This is a genomic window from Laspinema sp. D2d (assembly GCF_025370755.1).
Taxonomy (GTDB): domain Bacteria; phylum Cyanobacteriota; class Cyanobacteriia; order Cyanobacteriales; family Laspinemataceae; genus Laspinema.
The window spans coordinates 139,067-162,081 of record NZ_JAMXFC010000008.1 but is presented as its reverse complement, the minus strand read 5'-3'; the positions used below and the strand labels follow the sequence as shown (position 1 = coordinate 162,081).

The following is a 23,015-nucleotide window of genomic DNA, read 5'->3' as shown; positions in this document are numbered from 1 at the left end:
CGTTGGATGTAGAGGCGCTTGAGGGCTTTTTTGATGTACTCTACCCCAGCGCCACTACACCGATTTAACCTTCGGTTGGCATTTCCACGCCAAAGACACTACTAAAGACTTTTTGAACCTTATAACCACTATCAATGGATTCTAAGGGGTCTTTACGGAGGCGGTGACGCAGACAGAGGGTAATGACCCGGCTAATATCATCCAGGGTAACTTCGGTGCGTCCTTCTAACGCCGCGATCGCCTTGGCAGCGCGGTTGGTAACAATATCTCCGCGCAATCCATCTACATCTAACTCAGAACAAACCTGGGAAATTTGGACGCGCATTTCATAATCCAAATTCACCGAAGGTAACAAGTTTTGAGCATCAATCAGCTTTTGCTGTAACGCTTGTTGTTCTGCTTCGTGTTGTTCCAAATAGGTTTGAGGATTTTGGTCAAATCCTGAGCGTTCCTCAACGATTTTCACCCGTAAAGCGGGTTCTTTTACCGTGCGGATTTCGGCGTGCATTCCGAAGCGATCGAGCAATTGCGGACGGAGTTCACCTTCTTCCGGGTTACCAGACCCCACCAACACAAATCGCGCCGGGTGACGAATGGAAATCCCTTCCCGTTCAACGGTATTCCACCCCGAAGCAGCAGAGTCTAACAACACATCCACGAGGTGATCGTCGAGTAGGTTGACTTCATCCACATAGAGGATACCGCGATTGGCTTTGGCTAACAAACCCGGTTCAAAGGCTTTTACCCCTTCTGAGAGGGCTTTTTCAATATCAATTGTCCCACAAACCCGGTCCTCTGTGGCACCGAGAGGGAGATCAATCATTTGCACCTTGCGCTGCATCACGGGTAAGGTTTCTCCCCGAGAGGCGCGATCGCGGACCACATCACTCATCAGTTCCGGATCCGAGGGATGACTGTTGAAGGGGTCATCTGCCACCACTTCAATTTCTGGCAGCAGATCAGCTAAGGCGCGGATGGTAGTAGATTTGCCAGTGCCGCGATCGCCCATAATCATCACCCCGCCAATCTTGGGGTCAATGACATTCAGCAGCAATGCCAGTTTCATTTCTTCCTGCCCCACAATAGCAGTAAAGGGAAACACAGCACGCCGCGCGATCGCGGGTTGAGTTGGAATAGCTTGGGCAATCGGACTCACGACTTTACCTATATTTCTATCTGTTTATGGCGTTTCTCATTGTGCCATTGTTTAACCCCCCTTGTCTGTCCTTTTGCGATCCGTCTTGGGGTTTAGGGTCATCCCCAACTCGGAAACAGGCTGTAGGTTTTTGGGGTTACCAAGTGGGGTCTGACTTTAATAAGGCTTCAATTTGTGCTGCCGGTAAGGGTTTGGCGAAAAAGTACCCTTGTCCACACTCACAGCCTAGCGATCGCAATTGGGCTAATTGTTCCGGTGTTTCCACCCCTTCGGCAATCACATCCATGTTTAAATTATGGGCTAGGGCAATAATTGTTTTAACAATTGCTGAATTTTGGTCTCCTTCCACCATCCGAGTCACAAAGGACCGATCCACTTTTAAAGTATCCGTGGGAAATCGGTGCAAATAACTCAAAGATGAATACCCGGTGCCAAAATCATCAATGCCTAATTTCACATTTAAAGCTTTCATTTGAGACAACATTTCGATCGCCAACTCTACCTCATCCATCACCACACTTTCAGTTATTTCTAACTTCAAACAAGTTGGATCAAGATGGGTTTGGTCTAAGGTTCGTTTAATAACTTCGATTAAATTGGGTTGAGCAAACTGCTTCCCGGAAAGATTCACACTCACCATTAACGGAGGTTCTTGAGGAAATTCCTCTTGCCATTTGCAAATTTGCCAACAGGCAATGACTAACACCAACTCGCCTAATGGCACAATGGAACCTGTTTCTTCGGCAACAGTGATAAACTCACCGGGAAACACTAAACCCCGTTCCGGATGTTGCCAACGGACAAGGGCTTCAAATCCGCTAATTTTTCCCGAGGTTAAATCCACCAAAGGCTGATAATAAACCAAAAACTCGGATTCAATCTTGCCATTGATTGGGGTCGCCCCTGCATTAATCGCACGGCGCAAGTCCGTTTCTAGCTGGAATCGGGCTACGGCATTATTTTGCATAGCACTTTCAAAGACTTGCGGGCGAGCTTTGCTCAATGCTTTAGCACGATACATGGCGGTGTGAGCATCGCGCAATAAATTCCGAGAGTCATCCGCCCGCCCGAGGGCCATACCAATACTGGCAGTAGTATAGATCGGTTGACCTTTCAAGGTAAAGGGTTTAGCAATTTGGTGGTAGAGAGATTCGCCAATGTTGATGGCATCTTCAGAACGGTAAAGATTGTCCAGGAGAATGGCAAATTCATCTCCACCGACTCGGGCAATGGTAACTGCTTCAATGCCATCGGTGCGAGGTTGACGCATCAGCGTCCGAATACGTTCAGCGATCGCAATCAGTAGCAGATCCCCTAGCTCATGTCCGAGTCCATCATTAATGACTTTAAATCGGTCTAAATCCAGAAATAAGACGGCTAATAACCGAGGTATAGGAGTGAATTTAGAGTCCAAGAAGAGAACCGGAGGTTTCTGTTCTGAAAGAGTTGGGGAGCGCTTTCCTAAAGGTAGGAAAAACGGGAATGTTTTCGGTTGTGATCGCCGATAAACGCGATCGAGTTGGTTCATGAATGAGGCGCGATTCGGCAGTCCCGTTAAGTCATCATGAAACGCGGTATAGAGTAATTTTGAGGCAACAACTCCGCTCAGGGCAAGGGTAAAGGTTAGCACCGGGGCCGCAACTGGAATCCATCCACCCCAGTGAAATAGGGCAAATCCAATGGCGACAATGCCGCCCACTCCAAGCATAAACCCTAAACCCAATTTCAGGGGATGTTGAATTTGCCATGCCACAATTCCCCCGATCGCACTACAAGTGGCAATCCATAACATCTCGATCCAGTTGGGCAAAAACCAAAAAATTGCCTTACCATCCAGGGCGCTACTCAGGAGTTGACTCACCATTTGAGCGTGCAGTCGCACCCCAGGCATTTTAAACGTTTCGGTTTCGGTTTTGATGCCGTAGGGCGTAAAAAATAAGTCTTTTTCGCTCGATGCAGTCGTCCCAATTAAAACAATTTTATCTTTGATCCAACTGGGGTCAACTTCTCGATTTAAGACTTCGGTAAGGGTCACTTCTTGAGAGATAGAACCCGGTGCACGATAATTGAGGAGAATTTGATATCCCTCAGCATCAATAGTTTTATAGCCTCCCGAATCCTGCTCTAAAGGGGATAAAGTAGCTTTTCCCAACAAAATACGCTGAGGATCGGTGGGACTATTTTCAATAACAATGCCGCGATCGCTCAGATATTTTAAGGTAACGCGCAAGGCAAAGGAGTAAAACGTATTTCCCTCGGCATTTTGGGCAAACAGTAAATTTCGGCGGGCAATGCCATCAGGATCATTGACAATATCATTAAATCCCACCGCTTCTGCGGGTAAATGAGGTGGGGGGGGAACGCCCGGTTCTTGAGAATCCGAGAGTTTGGTAATGCCAATTACATTATCTAAAGATTGGAGTTGAAAACGTAGGTCTTGATGACCCGGTGAGTGGGGGACATCGCGATACAAATCTAACCCAATCACTGCCGGTTCAAATTTGGCAAGTTCGTCTAATACTTGGGCGACAATGCGATCAGAAAGCGGCCATTTTTGTTGGGTTTGAATATCGGTTTCTGTAATTTTTACCAGTAATAATCGGTGATCGAGTCCGGGATTGTACCAGCGATTTCGCATCATCCAATCATAAGTCACCAGTTCTAAGGGTTGAACCCCGCCGGTTTCTCGAATTGGGAGAACGACTCCGATCGCAATAGCAATGGCGATCGCCACAGAACTGACCGGAGTATGCACCCGGTTGAGCTTGATTTGGGCAATCTGGTTATAAACCCCAGATGCCAACGAGTTGACTTGCCTAGAAAATTTATCAAGCACCGTATATGGGTTAAAAAAGTGATAAAAAGGGGGATCAAGTATCCAGATTAGAGGGAGCGATCGGCTCAATCCAGTTTTGCCGAATTCTGAGTCAGTTGTAGAGGATGTCCCGGTCTAAATTCCCAGCTTCTTGATCCTGCCTTCCCTGCCCTCAATTGTCAATGGCCCAACTTAACTTAAGATCTCCCCACCACCGGGATTAAAATGGCTCAAGGTTCAATCCGGGCGGCAATCTCAACCGGGCAAGACCCACTCAACCTTACTATAGTATCAATATGGAGATGCCCACGAAGCGGGGTAAAATTCCCTCATCTAGTTCCAGGGGACTTTATTGCAGTATGACAAATCAACTTCCGATTCCAGTTGTCGTCAATGGCGCTGGGGGCAAAATGGGCCGTGAAGTCGTTCAGGCGGTTTCTGAGGCTCCAGATATGATTTTAGTAGGGGCCGTCGATCGCAATCCGGAGTATCTGGGTCAAGATATTGGGGAAGTGATTGGATGTGGACCTTTAGAAATCCCGGTTTTAAATGACCTGGAAGGCACTCTGGGGATGGCACTTCAGGAAAAGCAATCAGCGGTGATGGTGGATTTTACCCATCCCAACTCGGTGTATGAAAATACGCGGGCGGCGATCGCCTATGGGATCCGCCCCGTGATTGGCACCACCGGCATGAGTCCCGAACAGATTCAAGATCTGGCAACCTTTGCAGAAAAATCAAGCATTGGTTGTGCCATTATTCCCAACTTTTCGATTGGGATGGTCCTGCTACAACAAGCGGCGATCGCAGCATCTCAACATTTTGATCATGTAGAAATCATCGAACTCCACCATAATCAAAAGGCAGATGCCCCCAGCGGGACCGCCATTCAAACCGCCCAAATGTTAGCAGAAATGGGCAAAACTTTTAATCCTCCCCAGGTGAAAGAAACGGAAAAAATTGCCGGGGCCCGAGGCAGTGACGCGGGAGAAGGGATTCGCATTCATAGTATCCGCCTCCCGGGTTTAATCGCTCACCAAGAGGTGATTTTTGGTGCACCGGGTCAAGTTTATACCCTGCGTCACGACACTAGCGATCGGGCCTGTTATATGCCCGGAGTATTGCTCTCTATTCGCAAAATTCTCCAACTCAAAACCCTCGTTTATGGCCTAGAAAAACTCTTGTAAGTGTTTTTTCGGGATTGAATATAGCAATTCCCATTCCTCGTGACGTGGCTCCGCCGCGTCACGCATTATTGGCGGCTCTGCCGCCTGTATCTCTGGTAACGAGTTCAAGCCGTAACAGATAGCATCATAGGTAGCTTAAGCCCTTGCTTGGGGACTGGAGGCAGAGCCTCCTATGGTCCATGACGTGGCAGAGCCACGTCACGAGAAAAAATTCTGGCTAAAACTGTCTTGAATTTTCCTAATTTCTCAAAACCGTCTCTTGCCTTTATCTTTGAATAATTAACCCATCCTGAACCCTATTAACAATGCTAATTCCTTTAACCCGTGAAACCTTTGAACAACTCATTCCCGGCATCGCAACCGGCGCGCAATATGCTTATTATGGGGGTAAAATTGACAAAATTTTAAAACGAGTCCTGATCTCCGTAGCTGGAATTGGACTACTCACCCTAACCGCCAATGCACTACCGGACAACTGGCGACCCTTTTTATTAATTATTGGTATTATTTTCGGTCTCTATTGGTTGTGGGGCCCGATCGCCTCCGCCTCCCGAGAAAATTACCAATGTCGGCGTTATAAATACAGTGGATTTTGGCGGGGAGAAGTTTGGGATGTCTTTGTCACCGAAGAAGTCGTCGGCACCAAAGAAACCGTCAGTCCCCGGGGAGAACTGGTCATCGTAGAAAACCGCGAACGCCGACTGAATTTAGAAGTGGGTGACGAAACCGGATTTAGTACGCGAGTGCTGGTCCCTTTGCGGAAAGAACACAAGGCGATCGCCCCGGGAGATATGGCCGAAATGGTGGTCATGTCCAACCGTCCGGACCTCGGACGCATTGCCAAAGTCTCCGATATTTACCTCCCCCGGATTGATTTTTGGATTAGTGATTATCCCTATTTACGCCGAGATTTATTTGTAGAAATCAGCCAAGAAATGGAAGCATTAAATCAACCGCGACCCCGCAGAAAAAAAGTCCGCCGAGAAGAATTTAGGTAAAGGTTTAAGGCTATAAATTCGCTAATTCATCCTCAAATCATTCCCCGTCCTTCCTGTCCATAAGCTTGCCATGCCAAGTCTACCAATCCATTTAAAATAGCAACCGCAACCACTGCACTCCCTTTGCGTCCATCCACCCGGATATTCTGAATCATCGAGTCATTCAGTCTCGCTTTTGCCGCATCCACCCCGACAAACCCGGCAGGAGTCCCAATCACTAAAGCGGGACGAATTTCCTCCGCTTCGATTAACTCCACCAGGGTGGTTAGGGAAGTTTGGGCCTCACCCAGGATGAAAATGCCTTCAGGATAGCGTTTGGCAAGGGTTTCAATGCCCCAGGCAGCACGGGTTTTCTCTTTTTGAGGACGGGTGAGTGCATCCATCGAACAGTAAACCGGATTGGCAAAGGTGTTTTGGATGTGGGGAGAAATGCCAACTTGCACCATCGGCACATCTACCACAATCGTTGAACGTGCCGCCAACGCTGCCGCACCCGCCTGAAGTGCTTGTTCCGAAAAGCGAATCAGGGATTTATATTCAAAATCAGCGGTGGCATAAATCACCCGCCGCACAATCTCATACTCCGCCGGGGAGAAAATGTGATCCCCGATTTCCCGGTCAATAATTGCCAGACTCTGAGCATCGCTGCCGTGCCATTCCATCTTTAGCGTTTTGTTATGAATCGTTAATTTTCAAACTGAATCGCCCTAGTTTATCCCGGTTTCGGGACATCCCAAAAGAGCGATCGCGCAAAGAGTGTGCTATTTCCCTTAGCCAGCACAATCATACCAGTCGATCGCCCTTCCACCAACAGCTAGGTTTTGGTTTCTCGGGACCCAATTTTGGATGCTTCTGAGTCCATCCGGTTCACTCTGCCGGTTCGTTCCCCTCCAGTAACCCCACAAACCCCAGCAGTGCCTCGGAATGGCGATCGCCTGCCAGGAAGATTACATCATTATGTCCAGCACCCTCCACCCACAGCGCCTGCTTCGGTTCCGGTGCCGTCGCAAACAATGCCTCCCCATGCCAAAAGGGAATCACCTCATCCTCAGTCCCATGAATCACCAACACCGGACAATTCACCCGTTGAATGTTCTGAATATTATTAAATTTATCCACGGGATAAATTGGAATTCGCGTCACGGTTCTAAAAATGGAAGTAAATGAACTTTCCACCACCAATCCCCCCACCGGATACCACGCTGCTAACTCCAACGCCGGTCCCCCACCCACCGATCGCCCATAAACAATAATTCGCTCCGGCAGAATCTTCAGGGTTTCCGTGAGATAAAAATAGGCCGCTTCCATATCCTGAACCGCCCTCCGTTCCGTGGGATTCCCCTCAGAAATTCCATACCCTTGGTAATCAAAACTCAACACCGAAAACCCGATCTTCTGGAATTCAGTCAAAACTGGCAAAACATCCCCTAAATCTTCCGCATTGCCATGACTATAGAGAATGGTATAGTCTGCTTGAGGATTCGCTAAATAAACCGCTGCAATTTGCTTCTCATTTGCCGAGGTCAACGTCAGCATCCCCGGCAGTTGAGAATAGGAAACGGGTTGAGGGATAAATATCATCCGTTCGGAAAAGAAGTAACCATAAATGCCAATGGAGACATAAACAAACAGGAGCGATTTAACCAAGCGCTTGAGAGAAAACTCGCCAATTAGGAGATGCTTTAGCTTAGGATTCATAAATTCCACCATCCCAGTGACAAAAGAGATGTCTAAGCGCCCGGTTAAAAACTCGGTTTCTTAAAACCGAGTGTCTGAACAAGTTACCCGTGAGAAATCGCTGCTTCAGGTAGCGCCCCTTGCATTCGGCCTAACCAATCAATCAGGGTTTCTAATTGATACTCGGGACGCATGATGCCAATACCGCGAACGGTGACTTTGCCCGGTCTATAAACAAACTTTTCTTGCACATTGGCAGGCAGATTTTGGGCGAGTAAGTTCCAGGCGGGTTCTTCCATTGGAGTTTCTAAAACAATGTTTTGAGTGCCTTCCGGTTTGATTCGCGAGAATCCTAATGGTTTGGCGATTTGTTTGAGTTTCATGACTTGCATGAGTTGAGTGACGGGTTTGGGAATCGGTCCGTAGCGATCGCGCCAATCTGCTTCGATTTGGGCTAGTTCTTTCTCCGAGGTTGCTAAGGCCACTGACCGATAAGCACTCATCTTTTGGTCCAAATCTACGATGTAATCCCCAGGAATAAACGCGGTCAAGGTGAGGTCGATTTGTGTCTCTTCTACGGTGGGAATTTCTTGGCCGCGAATCTCTCGAATTGCTTCTTCTAGCATTTCCATATAGAGATCAAACCCGATCGCATCTAATTGACCGGACTGTTCCGCCCCTAACAGATTGCCGACGCCTCGGATTTCCATATCGCGCATGGCGAGTTGATATCCTGACCCTAATTGAGCAAACTCTTTAATTGCCCTTAATCGTTTCCGCGCTTCATCGGTTAATCGGCCACTTTTGGGGTAAAATAACCAAGCATGAGCTTGAATTCCAGACCGTCCCACTCGTCCTCTTAATTGATACAATTGGGACAATCCGAAGCGGTGAGCATCTTCAATTAAAATCGTGTTTACCCGAGGAATATCTAATCCCGATTCGATAATTGTGGTACAGACTAAAATATCCGCTTCTCCCGAACTAAAAGCAATGGTAATTGCTTCTAATTCTGAGGGGTTCATTTGACCATGAGCGATCGCCACTCTGGCACTGGGAACCATCTGTTGCAATGCCGCCCCCACTTCCTCAATGCCTTCCACCCGAGGCACCACATAAAACACTTGTCCCCCTCGGTCCAATTCTTGGCGAATGGCCGATCGCGCAGTTTCTAAGTCATACGGGGCCAGATGCGTCTGAATTGGGCGACGGGAGGGCGGGGGTGTGGCAATCAAACTCATTTCTCGCACACCGGATAGAGACATATACAAAGTGCGTGGAATGGGTGTAGCTGTCAACGTCAGCACATCCACTTGGGTTTTCAATGCCTTGATTTTTTCCTTCTGATTCACCCCAAACCGTTGTTCTTCATCTACCACTAATAGTCCCAAATCTCGGAACTGAATCGATTTACTTAGAACCGAATGAGTTCCCACGACTAAATCTAATTCCCCTGTCGCGAGGCGGTTTTGGATATCTTGGCGTTCTGCTTGACTGCGGAAGCGATTCAGTAATCCAATTTGGATCGGATAGGGGGCAAATCGTTCTTTAATGGTGTGATAATGTTGTTGGGTTAAAATGGTAGTCGGGGCCAATAATGCGACCTGTTTTCCCGCTGTAATTGCTTTAAAAATGGCCCGGATTGCCACTTCGGTTTTTCCAAATCCCACATCTCCACAAACTAAGCGATCCATCGGACGCTCACTTTCCATGTCCCGCTTCACATCGTGAGTCGCCTTCAACTGGTCCGGCGTGGGTTGATAGGAGAAGGAATCTTCTAATTCTTGTTGCCAAGGCATATCCGGCGGATAAGCAAACCCTTGTTGATCCGATCGCTTGGCATATAAGTTCAGCAAATCTACCGCTAGTTTCTTGACCGCTTTGCGGACTTTGTTGCGGGTCGTTTCCCAGGATTTGCTCGTGAGTTTATTGAGTTCTGGTTTTTTACCCCCAGTCGTCCGGAAGCGGGAGAGCGATTCTAGTTGGTCTACGGGAACTCTGAGCAGTCCATCGCTATATTTAACAACTAAATATTCCCGGTTTTGGAGTTTTTCTAGTTTGATAAATTGGCCGATGCCATGATGCCGGTGGACAACAAAATCCCCTTGACGTAGTTTATTGGGGTCTACCTGTTTGGAAGCAGCGCGACGACGTTTACGAACGTAGGTGGGGGTGGCGAGGGTATGTTGTCCATAAAATTCGCGATCGGTGATAATCACAATTCTAAAGGCGGACAAAATAAACCCTTCAAGTTCCGCGAGTCCACTATATTTCAGGGCAACGGGAATATGTTGGACTTGCAGTTTTTCGATCGCCCGATAGTCCCGAGAATTGGGAATAAATTGCGCGGGACAGTCATGTTCTTGCAACAGGGAAACCGATCGACTCGGTTGCGCGGAAATCAGAAAGACATTAAACCGGCGATCGCGTTCTTCTCGTAATAGTTCGGCAAGTTTGGCAAACTGATGAGGTAACACCGGAACTGGACGACTATCTAAGTCAAAACTAATCTGAGGACCCTCGGTTTTGCGCGGAATCACCAGTTCTGAGAGGGAAATGCGGTCAAAGGATTCGGCAGTGGCAAGGGATTCGCTAAAGTTGCGGTGCACCCGAGACAGGGGAATCGGTTTTGAGGGGAGAGTTTGGAAATGTTCTTCGACTTGTTCCGCCCAGCGATCGCCATGTGCACTACAGCGATCGGGTTCATCAATGGCAACAATGGTATCCGGGGAGAGATAGTCCAGCAAGGAGGCCGGATGCTCAAAGGCAACTCCGAGAAACCGATGCAGAGAGGGGGTTTCCGGGGAATCTTCGAGTTCTAAATCATTAGAGATAGCTGTCCCTACGCTTCTGAATGCTTCTGGGAGATGGGTTTGAATGAGGGGACTGAAGGAGGTGGGGGTGAGGACCAGTTGCGCGATTTTATCGAGGGAACGCTGGGTGGAAGGGTCAAATTCCCGGATATTTTCTAGTTCGTCCCCAAACCAGTCTAGGCGGACCGGAAGTTCGGCAGAAACGGGAAAAATATCGACAATATCCCCCCGGCGACTCCATTGGCCCTCGGTTTCCACAAGGGCCACGCGCTCATATCCCATGCGGGCGAGTTGTTCATCTAGGGTTTTGGAGTTCCATTCGCTTTTGGCCGTGAGGGTGAGGCAGTAGGGTTTAAACTGATTCACCGGGGGTAAATGGGGTTGTAGCGCCCGTTCTGTCGTGACAATGGCGAGATTGTTTTCTCCTCGGACTAAATCGGCGAGGACTTGCATTTGGCCCCAGGTGGTCTCTTCTTCCGGGTCAAAGAGTTCGTAGGGAGATGCTTCGGAGGTGGGGTAAAAATGCACCGTAGGCCATCCCATTGCTTCGAGTTGGGCGGCCCATCGCCCTGCTTCTTCCAGGGTGGCGGTAACCACCAATAAACTCTGGTCCCGTTTTTGCGCGATCGCCGAGACGACCAATCCTTTCGGGAAGCGGGAGATGCCGTTGAGTTCGATGTGGTGATGCCGATCGAGTTTGGTGAGGAGTTCGGTCGCTAACGGCGATCGCCCCAGGGTGCGGATAATGGAAGAACAGGCCATGACTTGTCACAAATGCGAGAGCGTAGGTTGAAAAAAATCCCCGGATCTTTTCCTCTATTTATTTTAGAAGCCTAGGGACTAACTGTGCGGATCACCTCGGACGAGGAACGTTAGGAACACAATTTCTAGGTGGGGATGATTCGGCTATTGCCGAGAAATGTTAACTTAGCTAGAATCTGGCACTAACTGCATCTGTCCACGGTGGCGATCGCACTCCTATAATTAAGGGGCGATCGCCACATTCGCCGAATCCCAAGGCAAATTCCACACAACATGAATTCTTTTTCCCTGGAAATTCTGATCATTCTACTCCTGATTCTCATTAATGGGATATTTGCCATGTCCGAAATTGCTCTAGTTTCGGCAAGGAAGGCCCGACTACAACAATGGGCTAATCAAGGGGACCTTAAGGCCAGAGTTGCCTTAGAATTGGCAAATTCCCCTAATCGCTTCCTCTCAACGGTACAAATTGGAATTACTTTAGTGGGAATCTTTGCTGGGGCCTTTGGCGGTGCCACCATTGCCGAAAAAGTGGTCGTTCAGTTGGATCGTCTTCCAGTAGTCGTGCCTTATAAAGGGGCCATTGCACTGTTGATTGTGGTGGTTAGCATTACTTACCTTTCTCTGATTCTCGGGGAACTGGTCCCCAAACGCCTCGCCTTAAACAATCCCGAACGAATTGCCACTCGGATTGCAATTCCTATGCGATTGCTGGGGCGCATTGGTTCCCCGGTGGTTCATTTGTTGAGTGCTTCAACGGATTTGGTATTAAGAATATTGAGAACTCAACCGTCTAACGAACCCCAAGTCATCGAAGAAGAAATTAAAATTTTACTGGAACAAGGAACTGAAGCGGGGACTTTTGAGCAAGAAGAACAGGCAATGGTCGAGCGAGTTTTTCGCTTAGATGAACGGCGCGTCAGTTCTCTAATGACTCCTCGACCCGATGTCATTTGGCTGAATTTAGATGATTCTATAGAAGAGAACCGCCATAAAATTATTAACAGTACCCACACCCGCTTTCCCGTCTGTCAAAATGTGTTAGATAATGTTTTAGGTGTGATTCAAATTAATGATTTATTGGCCCGTTCTCTGCTCTCCCAACCCATCGACCTCACCGCTGCTTTGCGTCAGCCTTTGTTCGTGCCTGAACATACCAAAGCCCTCAAAGTCTTAGAATTATTCAAGCAAACTGGTACTCATATTGCCTTAGCCGTCGATGAATATGGCGTGCTTCAGGGATTGGTGACGTTGAATGATATTTTAGAGGCGATCGTCGGAGATTTGCCCTCCATGAATCAACCCGATGACTTGCAAATTGTCCAGCGTGAGGATGGGTCCTGGCTATTAGATGGTATGGTCTCTATTGAAAAATTCCGGGAAGTTTTTAATTTGCAAGAGTTACCCGGAGAACAACAAGGGAACTATCACACCTTGGGCGGGTTTGTAATTACCCATCTGGGACGAATTCCAATGGCGGCTGACCATTTTGAATGGGCAGGATTTCGCTTTGAAGTCATGGATATGGATGGTAATCGTGTTGATAAAATATTGGTAATGCCGGTCTAGGAGACTTTTCAACGTTCTTTTTCTAGCTAAAATTGATGGGTAGTAAAGAAGGGAGTATCTTGCTCCTGATTATCCGTAGGTAAACAATTGGGAGCGAGATACTCCATTTTTTCGGGATTAAAATTCTAATCTAGGTTAGATACTACTCTGGATAAAAAAATTATTCCCAGCGTTTTTTGACGTCAGCATTTTGATTGATAAAACCCACAATTGAATCGGCAATATAAGTGGCAAAGACTTGATTTCCGGCTTTATTGTAATGACAGCAACTATCAATATAAACTATGTCATTTACATTATCAAAAATTTGGGTGGCGTTAAAAACAGGGATATTTTCTGTTTTTAACTGTTCTAGGGTTTGAAACAACATCGGATAGCCCTTCTGCACCCCAAGTTCATAGGGATGATTATCAATAATGGCTAACTTTCGCTCCTCCTCACTAAACGATCGCCCGGTGGGATAATACTGATTGGGTTGGATAAAATGGAAATACAGACTATTTTGCTTCTCCAAAGATTCCTTCATCAACCGCGATGAATTTCCCCATAACTCTGCCATCCGGCTAAATGCTGTATCTACATCCACCGCTTCCCGGGCATTTTCAATGCGGAGGATAAAATCTTGGGCGGGATTTTGTTGTTTTTGCCCTCTGATTTTCTCAAATTCCATCAAGTTTTCTTGATAGTTCTTTGCCGCTGCCTGGGTGGAAACCATGCGGAATAAATAAGTAGAAGCTAACTTGCTTTGTTGTAAGGTTTCTTGTTTTTCTTGTAACTGTTCCCGATTTTCGATAATTTTGGCGATCGCACTCAATTCATCAACCCCTAAATTATTACTGGCAACATCCCGCAAGGGCAACAAATGCTGAACACTCGGCATGGAAAGCGCAATATTTTCCTGGTAATTCAGATTAGAAAGCGCAACTTCATTAAATCCATCAATATTAATGACAAAATCAAACTCTTGCCCCAAAGACAAGATATAATTTAAAATAAGTAACTGTTGGGGTTGCTTATACCCTCCCAAGGCAAAAGGCAGAATAATAATTTCTTTATTAGCTAACTCGGGTATTTTCTCTTTCAAGGTTTTGGCAAGCACTTGATTTTCGATTTCATACATCGAAAAATTACTCGCAACCGAACCCCCAAAGACACCGATAATCACTTGATTGGGATTTTGCCGGATAAAAGGATAATCATAATCCGCAGGAAATCCCAAATTATTAACGGTGAAAACTCGGGTAGAAAACTCTAAATTTAAAGGGAGGTTGGGTTTGAGAACATATCCAAAAAAGGGGTGTAGTCTTTCGAGAACCGTTTCATCGGTTGCCGTTTGACTCAGGGGTAATCCCAATTGGGCGATCGCCTCATTCGTTTGGTTCTCGTTACGGGTATAAAACAGTTGTTTATATTTACTCCAATATAAAGCCGCCGCCCCTAACTCAATAAAAATTGCCAAAAATACCAAATTAATTAGAGCAATTTTAACAATTTCAGGGATTTTTTTTTGCAATGCAGACAATCGTTTCATAAACTTATAAGACCCTTGTATTAAATAGGATAAATATTCACGGAATTGGAAGCAAAATGCTCCCAATCCCCGAAAAAGAACCGTTAAAATAACGTATAAATAAACGGGGCGATCGCGGATGCCTGAGTTAATACAATCACCGCACCCAGTAACACCAAGGTAATAATTAAAGGAGCCAACCAGTATTTTTTACGCTCCCTTAAAAATCCCCATAAATCCTTGATAAAATCCCAAGTTGCTTCCAACATTAAAACGGCTTCTCCATACTTTCTCGATTTCTCAGAGTGCTAGAAACTCGATAACTTTCTAGCTTCGCATCCAACTGGCGTGCCATCGGGTCTTTTTTAAACACTCCCCGCATGACTAATCCCATTGGCATCAACAACAAATAGAAAATAATCCCTAAAATAATTCGGCTATTAATCGCCCCGAGAACCAGTCCAATTTTCATCCAACCGTGATAAACAGGTTCTAACGTTTTCGGAGCAATTAATGCCCAAACCCACAACACTCCCGCCACAATCCAAGGCCAAATTGGTAGAGAATGATCGCGAATCCAGGGAATCAATAACCCGAACAATCCGACAAAAATTGCTCCTGTAACCAGTCCAAATTCACGCAATCCTTTCTTATCCAGCTTCGGAATCGTATGAGTCATAACCAAGGCATCAGCCATCAACAATAAAAGAGCTTGTTCTCAAAATCAGCCCGCGCAGGCAGGCTTTGTCTGTATAGCCCTACCCTTAAGAGTGCGGGCTAATTCCCCCCTAATCTAATTCAAATTCTTGTTTCCAAGACTCATCCTTTTTCCAAGGAATCTGCTCAGTTTTCGGTAACAAGAAATTCTCAATCACCAAATAATCCATCTCGGTGCGCATAAAACAGCGATAGGCATCTTCAGGAGTACAAACAATCGGCTCACCGCGCACATTAAAGGACGTATTCACCAATACCCCACAGCCGGTTTTTGCTTCAAATTGACGGATTAATTCATAGTACCGAGGATTGGTTTCGGGATGCACTGTTTGGATCCGGGCGGAATAATCCACATGAGTCACCGCTGGAATTTGCGATCGCGGCACATTCAGTTTCTCAATTCCAAATAATAACTCCTGTTCCGCTGTCATGGGAATCCGTAACCCCTCTTTTACCTCCGCCACCAACAGCATATAAGGACTCGCCGAATCTATTTCAAAGTAATCCGAAACGCGATCGCTTAATACGGAAGGGGCAAAGGGTCGAAATGACTCCCGATATTTAATTTTTAGGTTCATCACAGACTGCATTTTTGCACTGCGGGGGTCGCCAATAATCGATCGCCCACCTAACGCCCTTGGACCAAATTCCATCCGTCCTTGGAACCATCCCACCACATTTTCATCGGCTAAAATTTCCCCTAACCGAGGCAACAATTCCGCATCATCTAACCGATAATATTTTGCCTGAACGGTATCCAAATAAGACCGGATTTCCTCATCTCCAAACTTCGGCCCTAAATAAGAGCCTTTCATGCGATCGCCCACGGTTAAATTCGACTTAGGCGAGTCTTCCCTCTCCGAATTCACTACCCGAGGTTGTTCACCATACTGATACCAACCTGCCAACGCGGCCCCTAACGCTCCGCCTGCGTCTCCTGCTGCGGGTTGAATCCAAATCCCTTTAAAGGCGCTTTCCCGCAACAGTCTCCCATTAGCAACGCAATTTAACGCCACCCCGCCTGCCAAACACAAATAATCAGCATCTAACTCTTTATGAACTGTTTTCGCCAGACGCAATACCACCTCTTCCGTGACATATTGAATCGAACTCGCGATATCCATTTCTTTCTGAGTTAGCTTGCTTTCTGCACGGCGGGGCGGTCCTCCAAATAACTCATCAAACTTGCGATTAGTCATGGTTAAACCCGTCGCATAGTTGAAATAATCCATGTTTAAGCGGAAGGTGCCATCATCCCTTAAATCCAGTAAATGATTCAGGATTTTATCAATATATTTGGGTTCGCCATAAGGCGCTAACCCCATCAATTTGTACTCCCCAGAATTCACTTTAAATCCGGTGTAGTAAGTAAACGCTGAATAGAGCAATCCTAAAGAATGAGGAAAATCGATTTCCCATTGGGGAATCAGTTGATTGCCATCCCCCAACCAAACCGAAGTTGTCGCCCATTCTCCCACGCCATCCAAACACATCACTGCCGCCCGTTGAAACGGACTGGGAAAAAAGGCACTCGCCGCATGAGCTTGGTGATGTTCGGTAAATAAAAGTTGAGGTAATTGGGAGGTTTTGCAGCCTGCCAATTTAGCCAATTCTTGTTTTAAAATAGTTTTTAAATAAAGCTTTTCCTTTAACCAAACGGGCATCGCTGCAATAAAGGAACGAAACCCATTCGGTGCATAAGACAAATAAGTTTCTAAAAGCCGCTCAAATTTAACCAGCGGTTTATCATAAAATATAATTTGGTCTAACTCCGTGAGCGAGAGATTGGCCTCCCGAAGACAATAGGCGATCGCACTCTGAGGAAATCGAGCATCATGCTTTTTCCGCGAAAATCTTTCTTCCTGTGCCGCCGCAATAATATCGCCCTCAATCACTAACGCCGCTGCGCTATCGTGATAGTAACCAGAAATTCCCAGAATTTTCATAGACAGTCGTTTCGCCCTTTTTGAGAGATGAAATAGAAATTAGATCCAGTCAACTCGCACCCTAAACTCCGCACTATAATTCCCGGGTTTCTATTGGTTTATACCTTCGTCAGGGAATTATCGCCGCCAATTAAACCAAATGTCAAGCAGGGTCTGCCACCCTGTATTTTGCTTAAACCGTCCCTCCTGCCAGAGCTGGGCCGTTTGTTGATTAATCTCCGACAGACTGGGCCAAATATGGGGTAAAGTGGCGATCGCCTCAACTTTCAAGTTGTTTTGCATTCCTAAAGCAAAACTGTGAATCAGTTCCGATGCTCCAGGTCCCAAAATATGAGCGCCCAAAATCTCCCCATTTCCTCGCACTAATACTTTACAAAAACCCGTTGTTTCCTCCTGTAATCGCCCCCCAGCAATGCCTTTAAAATATTGCCTCAAAACAACCACATCATCATATCGACGTTTCGCTTGGGGTTCAGTAAGTCCGACTCGGGCAATTTCAGGATAGGTCTGAAAGGCCCAGGGAATCCCCCAATAATTCACCTGATGACGGGGGAAAAATAAGGCATTTTTTACGGCGATTTCCGCTTCATGTCGGGCTACATTAACGAGGGGATAGCCCCCTGCTAGGTTCCCACAGCCATAGATCTGCCGGTTCGTCGTTTGTAATTTAGCATTAAGTTGCACTCTTTGACCCAGGGGGGTCTGGTAGAATTTCACGCCCACGCTTTCTAAGTTTAATCCGTGGATATTGGATTGGAAACCACAGGCAATAAAAATGTCATCGCAGGCGATCGCCCGGGTTTCAGTCTGAACAATCTTTTTCCCGGGACTCGATTCAACAGCGATAACTGGGGTATTCGTCAGGACCAAAATCCCATCTGCTTCGAGTTGTGCCTGAATCAGTTGCGCCGCCTCTGGGTCTTCTTTCGGCAAAATCTGGGGTGCAGAAGTGATCAGAGTAACTGCAATTCCTAACCGAACGAGGATTTGTGCCAATTCAATCCCATTCGGGTCGCTGCCAATAATGGCAATCGTATTCGGAAGGGTTCCTTCGGTGAAGTGATGAAAGGTTTCCCGGGTGAGATACCCCGTGGTTGCCAGTCCGGGAATGTCAGGAATCGCTGACCGAAAACTGGGGGCTAATAAATAATGGCGAGAAATTAGGCGTCTAGTCTTGACATCTAATGCAAGTTGTGGTATAGAAATAAACTCTCCCGCCTCCGCAATCACATCAATGCCCTGAGAGGCGAGCACCGCTGGGGACCGTTCCTCCCCCAGGGATGCAAGGGCCTGGGTTGAGTGTTCTAGGGCGTGGGCCAGTTCCGGGAGGTCTTGGGGAAAGGGCGCACCCCAGAGAATTGAAGGAGAATCAAATAACTCCGCTGTTTGTAAAGCCCCTGTCCCCTCATAGAAGGGAGGGGCATTCACCGCCTGTTGAGGCGGTTGGACTAGGGCCACTCGTGCTTGCAGTTTGGCGGCAGCGATCGCCGCTTCTATTCCCGGGCGAGTGCCGCCAATCACCACTAAATCGTAATCCAAGGTCACGGTGTTCGATTCCCCAATCTAAGACAGAATATCGGTTAAGGCGGCAATTAGGCGCTGGTTTTCTTCTGGGAGACGCACGGCCACCCGAAAATAGGCGTCGCCGAGTTCAGGAAAACTCAGGCAGTCCCGGATCAAGATGCGGTAACGGGTGAGTAGGTCCCGTTGCAGTTGAGAACAGGAATACTGCGATCGCACCAGTAAGAAATTCGCCGCTGAAGGCAGGGGCTGCAATCCAGGGATTTTGGCTAATCCGTCAAAAAGTTGCGATCGCGCGGTCGGCAACCAGGCCCAAGTTTGTTCCTGAAAGGGCGTATCCTGAAGCACCGCTTCCCCGGCAGCCGCAGCGAGAATATTGACCGGCCAAGGGTCGCGCCACTGTTGCCAGCGTTGCAGGCGATCGGGATGGGCGATCGCATAACCCAGGCGGAGTCCAGGCATCGAGTAAAACTTCGTCAGCGATCGCAGAATTACTAAATTGGGATAATCCTGGATCACCGTTATCAAACTTTCTTCGTTCCCTGGGGGGAGAAAATCCATAAAAGCCTCATCTACCACCACCAGGGCAAAACGCTCCAGATACGGCAGAATTTCGGTTTTTGAAAACAGTTGACCCGTAGGATTGTGCGGATTATTCAGTAAAAGCCCCCCAGGAGCTTTCTGCTGCTGCAATTTAGGAATGAGGCAGTCCAGTCCCGAGGGGGTTTTAGCCGTAGCTTCACCCACCCCCAGGAATCCCCCTTCCTCCTCTCCCAATAGAGGACAATCAACCACCGTTGCGCCAAAGGTTTGTAGACACCGACGGTAATCGCCAAAGGCGGGGGTTAACAGCAACGTAGTAGGCAGGGTGGAGAATTCCCATCCTGCCCAGGTTAACAACTCTGCCGCCCCATTACCGGGCAGGATCCACTCTGGAGGAAGACCGCAAACCTGACCCAACTGCGATCGCAAGGAATAGTAGCTGGGGTCAGGGTAGTTTCGCAGTTCGCCCAAGTGGCTGAGAATCGCCGCATCCACCGATGGGGGTGGCCCCAACGGACTGATGCTGGCCGAGAAATCCAGGATAGAGGAAGGGGGACAGCCTGCCAGAGTTGCTGCCCAGGCTAAATTCCCCCCATGCTTTGGCTGATTCAAAGGGCGATCGGGATGTGACTCCCTTACTTAGGAGCGACTTTTTCTTTAAAGAACTTACCAGCAGAGAAGGCAGGGACCTTGGTTGCCGGAATTTCCATTTTGTCGCCGGTTTTGGGGTTGCGACCTTCACGCGCTTTGCGCTCACGAGCTTCAAACGATCCAAATCCCACCAGGGTCACTTTATCCCCAGAGGAGACCGCTTCGATAATGGCATCGAGGGCCGCAGTCAGGACGGCATCTGCTTGTTTTTTAGTGACGTTAGCCTTCTCGGCTACAACATCGACGAGTTCACCTTTGTTCATTTTGTTACTCCGTACAGGTTAATTTGAGGGACTCCAAGGGACCTCCATTGCGACAGCAATTCAGTAGGTCTCTTAGGTAGTTTAAGGGAAGAATCAGAAATAAATCGCTGAAACTCCCACTGATTCGACTTTTCACTGCATTATTCTAAAGGGTGTCAACCCAATATGGATCGGTGAAACCTTTAATTTATATAGATTTGAGGATTTTTTTTTCATTTTACCCCCGGGTCGCACCAATGGATCCATACAAGAATTACCCTCAAAAACAACACAATTGTAGCTACAGTTAAATCCCTGAAGCTCCTCTAAAAAATAAAACCCCCTGGGTTTTAGCTACCAGGAGGCTTTATTAATTCTCGATTCTACTCCGGGAAGTCATCCCAAAAAATAAATCTAAAGGAATAGAAGTCAGCAATGGGGGCAGATCCACCTAGAAAATTACCGATTTTGATTCAGCATTTGCTGGGCCTCTTGTCCTGGGACATACCCATACCCGAAGTTGGCATTTTCGGAATCATCCAGAATCTGAGGAGTCAGCAAGACAATCACCTCAGCCCGTTCATTCGTGCGGTTGGTGCTTCTGAACAACGAACCAATCAGAGGTAAATCGCCTAAAATCGGGACTTTGCTTACCGTGGTTCGGTCTTGATCCTGAATAATCCCAGAGATAATCAGAGTCTGTCCGTCCCGAATCCGAATCGTACCCGATTGTAGCAGTCGTCGTTGGATAGGGGTCACAAAACCACCCAGACCTGTGTCTACTGACGCTAGAGGTGAACTGACTTCAGGGATTAAATCTAAAGAAATAAAGCCATTGTCATCAATCCGCTCAACGTTCACACTGAGGGTTAATCCAACAGGTTCCAGATTCGGGCTAATTGTTTCTCGTGGGCCTGCCACCGTATCTTGAGTTTGAATGGTGACGCTAGAAAGTACCTGCTGAGTCAGTTCTACTCTAGCCGTCTCTCCTTCTTGCACTACTAAAGTCGGGTCCGTGAGGATCTTGGCATTGCGACTTTGGATCTGGGCTTCCAGAAGTGCCAAAAACTTTTTCGGATATTGGAATAAGGTTGGTAAACTGAAATCAGCCTCACCCGCTGTAATCACCCCAGTAGTGGGATCAACCTCAAACACCTCATAACCTGCAACCCTTACACTCAAAGGATCGTCTGAAATTCCGGGAACCGGGCGCAGAAATAATGCTCCTGCACCAGGACCCGTGAGGGGAACTTGAGTGGTTTGGTTGCGATCGTACTGGATTCCGGCGTTGATCAGTGGATTTGGGATTACAGGCCGTGAAAGCGTCCCCGTCGCTACGCCTTCCCGACTGGGCGGATTAATCCCCCCAAAGTTAACCGCTGCGGCTCCTCCATCGTTGACAAAGAAACTATCATTAATTCCGAAGGAAAAGCTACTATTAAACTCATCAATGTTGCTTAAATTGACGTCAATAATTTTGACATTCACAGCAACTTGACGGCGGCGGACATCGATTTGACTTAACAGAGCAACTGCAACCTCCACTTGGGTAGGATCGCCCACTACCGTAATCGAATTCGTTCGCTGATCTCCCGAGACTAATACACCTCGAAGTGGCAACGCAGCACTACCTTGATAGGGGTTGTCAGTAGTATCGGCTCCAATTAATTCAACAGTAGTTGTCGTATTTGTGAAGGATTGAGCCGTTGCACCTTCTCCAGTGACCACGGTTTGAGTGGTGGTTTGAACCTCATTGCGCTCGGCACCTTGAGAAACAAGGAAGTTGAGCGCTTGGATTAAATTAAGCTGATTGACCCGCACGGTTCGACTAATCACATCCCGAGCAATATCGGGTAGTCGAACCCCCACAAAGACCGTGTTTCCCTGTCGGTTTGCTTGTAACCCACTTAAACGAAGAACGTAGTTAAAAACATTTTGAACTGGCTCATTTTCAATATCTAAAGATATTTTCAGTTCATCTTCTGTTCCCTCTCCTCCTTCCTCTCCGGTCGTCGCGCCAGTAGCATACGCCACGTTAACACCTGCGACGCGGGCGAGGAGCGCTAACACATCACGCACCGGGGCATCTCGCAAGACTAAGCGGGGGATGACCTCCCCCGTGTTGAGATCAATGGGTCTCGCAGCGGGATTTATATTAGAAACCGCGATATCACCGACCGGGGGGGCAACGGCTCGCGGCTGAAATGGGGGGACAGATGACTGGTTTGGTCTAGCAATAGGAGCAGGTCCACCCTCAAGGCTGATGGGGGGAGTAGGCATCCCCGGTTCTAGGCCCTGTGTGGGGGCTGGGGGTGGCGTCATGCCTGGGGGTGGAGGTGGTGCGGAAGGGCTGAGATTGGGAACTGTAGCTACTCCGCCGGTGTTGAATCCGAGATTGATGCCACCGGCATCAGCTTGGTTGATGGCGACTTCTGGGGCGCTGCTGCTGCCGCTGACGATCACCCGGACGCTGTTGGCATCCAGGGGAGTGACGACGATGGAGGCAATACCTGGGGCGGGATTATTTTGACGGAAGCTCTGTCCCCCGGGTAGGCTGAGTTGAGTATTGATAATATCTGCAATAACGTCTGTACCTCGGTTGACGGTAAAGACTTGGGGCCGATCGCCCCCCTGGGTATCCAAAATCACCTGGACTCCGCCACCGCTGGTATTGACGTTCACTCCTGTGATTTGAGTGACTGCCATTGCTGGGGCGCTTGCCATGACCACGATCGCACTAGCTCCGAATAAGCACCCAAGTGCATGAGGCTGTTTCACCGTTCCCTCCTCCCTTAAAAAAGTCCACTCTGATTAAACTGCGATTAAAGTCTTATATAGCGCTTCAATCCCTAACTGTCAAAAAACGGATAGGTTTTATTGATTAATACTCCCCTATCCGGATTTTGAC

15 protein-coding genes and 1 pseudogene are annotated in these 23,015 nt (G+C 47.7%); 3 read left to right on the top strand and 13 right to left on the bottom strand.

The window, feature by feature from the left end:
• Positions 1-64: 64 nt before the first annotated feature.
• Positions 65-1,156 (bottom strand): magnesium chelatase ATPase subunit I, encoded by a 1,092-nt coding sequence (gene bchI / locus NG796_RS08335; protein ID WP_261205439.1) that lies wholly within the window; start codon positions 1,154-1,156, stop codon positions 65-67.
• A gap of 136 nt (positions 1,157-1,292) precedes the next feature.
• Positions 1,293-3,959: an EAL domain-containing protein gene (locus NG796_RS08330; protein WP_261205438.1), complete on the bottom strand. Its 2,667-nt coding sequence runs from the start codon at positions 3,957-3,959 to the stop codon at positions 1,293-1,295.
• Positions 3,960-4,330: 371 nt separating this feature from the next.
• Between NG796_RS08330 and dapB the strand changes: the two genes are divergently transcribed.
• The gene (gene dapB / locus NG796_RS08325; protein ID WP_261205437.1) at positions 4,331-5,158 is read left to right on the top strand and encodes a 4-hydroxy-tetrahydrodipicolinate reductase; all 828 of its coding nucleotides are present in this window, start codon (positions 4,331-4,333) and stop codon (positions 5,156-5,158) included.
• A gap of 305 nt (positions 5,159-5,463) precedes the next feature.
• Positions 5,464-6,156 carry a phosphate ABC transporter permease gene (locus NG796_RS08320; protein ID WP_261205436.1) on the top strand — a complete coding sequence of 231 codons (693 nt, stop codon included), beginning with the start codon at positions 5,464-5,466 and terminating at the stop codon, positions 6,154-6,156.
• A gap of 32 nt (positions 6,157-6,188) precedes the next feature.
• Here NG796_RS08320 and NG796_RS08315 read toward each other — a convergent pair whose 3' ends face one another.
• The 3 genes from NG796_RS08315 to mfd all read right to left on the bottom strand — a co-directional run bounded on the left by NG796_RS08315 (position 6,189) and on the right by mfd (position 11,408).
• On the bottom strand, positions 6,189-6,818 hold the full coding sequence (locus tag NG796_RS08315; protein WP_015148597.1) for a precorrin-8X methylmutase: 630 nt from the start codon (positions 6,816-6,818) through the stop codon (positions 6,189-6,191).
• Positions 6,819-7,023: 205 nt separating this feature from the next.
• Entirely contained in the window at positions 7,024-7,854 is an 831-nt protein-coding gene (locus tag NG796_RS08310; RefSeq protein WP_261205435.1) for an alpha/beta hydrolase, read from the bottom strand.
• Positions 7,855-7,937: 83 nt separating this feature from the next.
• Positions 7,938-11,408 carry a transcription-repair coupling factor gene (gene mfd, locus NG796_RS08305; RefSeq protein ID WP_261205434.1) on the bottom strand — a complete coding sequence of 1,157 codons (3,471 nt, stop codon included), beginning with the start codon at positions 11,406-11,408 and terminating at the stop codon, positions 7,938-7,940.
• Between the two features lie 273 nt (positions 11,409-11,681).
• On the opposite strand from mfd, the gene NG796_RS08300 reads away from it, so the two are divergent.
• Positions 11,682-12,977: a hemolysin family protein gene (locus NG796_RS08300; RefSeq protein ID WP_261205433.1), complete on the top strand. Its 1,296-nt coding sequence runs from the start codon at positions 11,682-11,684 to the stop codon at positions 12,975-12,977.
• A gap of 160 nt (positions 12,978-13,137) precedes the next feature.
• Here NG796_RS08300 and NG796_RS08295 read toward each other — a convergent pair whose 3' ends face one another.
• The 8 genes and pseudogenes from NG796_RS08295 to NG796_RS08260 form a co-directional block, all read right to left on the bottom strand.
• The gene (locus NG796_RS08295) at positions 13,138-14,508 is read right to left on the bottom strand and encodes a hypothetical protein (protein ID WP_261205432.1); all 1,371 of its coding nucleotides are present in this window, start codon (positions 14,506-14,508) and stop codon (positions 13,138-13,140) included.
• A gap of 83 nt (positions 14,509-14,591) precedes the next feature.
• Positions 14,592-14,756, bottom strand: a complete 165-nt coding sequence (locus NG796_RS08290) for a DUF5989 family protein (protein WP_261205431.1) — start codon at positions 14,754-14,756, stop codon at positions 14,592-14,594.
• On the bottom strand, positions 14,756-15,166 hold the full coding sequence (locus tag NG796_RS08285; RefSeq protein WP_261205430.1) for an SxtJ family membrane protein: 411 nt from the start codon (positions 15,164-15,166) through the stop codon (positions 14,756-14,758). The genes NG796_RS08290 and NG796_RS08285 overlap by 1 nt, the downstream gene beginning before the upstream one ends.
• A gap of 109 nt (positions 15,167-15,275) precedes the next feature.
• Positions 15,276-17,150: a carbamoyltransferase gene (locus NG796_RS08280; RefSeq protein WP_261205429.1), complete on the bottom strand. Its 1,875-nt coding sequence runs from the start codon at positions 17,148-17,150 to the stop codon at positions 15,276-15,278.
• A 117-nt stretch (positions 17,151-17,267) separates the two neighbouring features.
• The gene (locus NG796_RS08275) at positions 17,268-18,695 is read right to left on the bottom strand and encodes a dihydrolipoyl dehydrogenase family protein (RefSeq protein ID WP_261205428.1); all 1,428 of its coding nucleotides are present in this window, start codon (positions 18,693-18,695) and stop codon (positions 17,268-17,270) included.
• An 18-nt stretch (positions 18,696-18,713) separates the two neighbouring features.
• Positions 18,714-19,826 carry a threonine-phosphate decarboxylase CobD gene (gene cobD / locus NG796_RS08270; RefSeq protein WP_261205427.1) on the bottom strand — a complete coding sequence of 371 codons (1,113 nt, stop codon included), beginning with the start codon at positions 19,824-19,826 and terminating at the stop codon, positions 18,714-18,716.
• A 23-nt stretch (positions 19,827-19,849) separates the two neighbouring features.
• Positions 19,850-20,131, bottom strand: a pseudogene (locus tag NG796_RS08265) (HU family DNA-binding protein); the annotation flags it as partial.
• 435 nt (positions 20,132-20,566) lie between these two features.
• A complete protein-coding gene (locus NG796_RS08260; protein WP_261205426.1) occupies positions 20,567-22,885 on the bottom strand; it encodes an AMIN domain-containing protein in 2,319 nt (772 codons plus the stop codon).
• Positions 22,886-23,015: the final 130 nt, after the last annotated feature.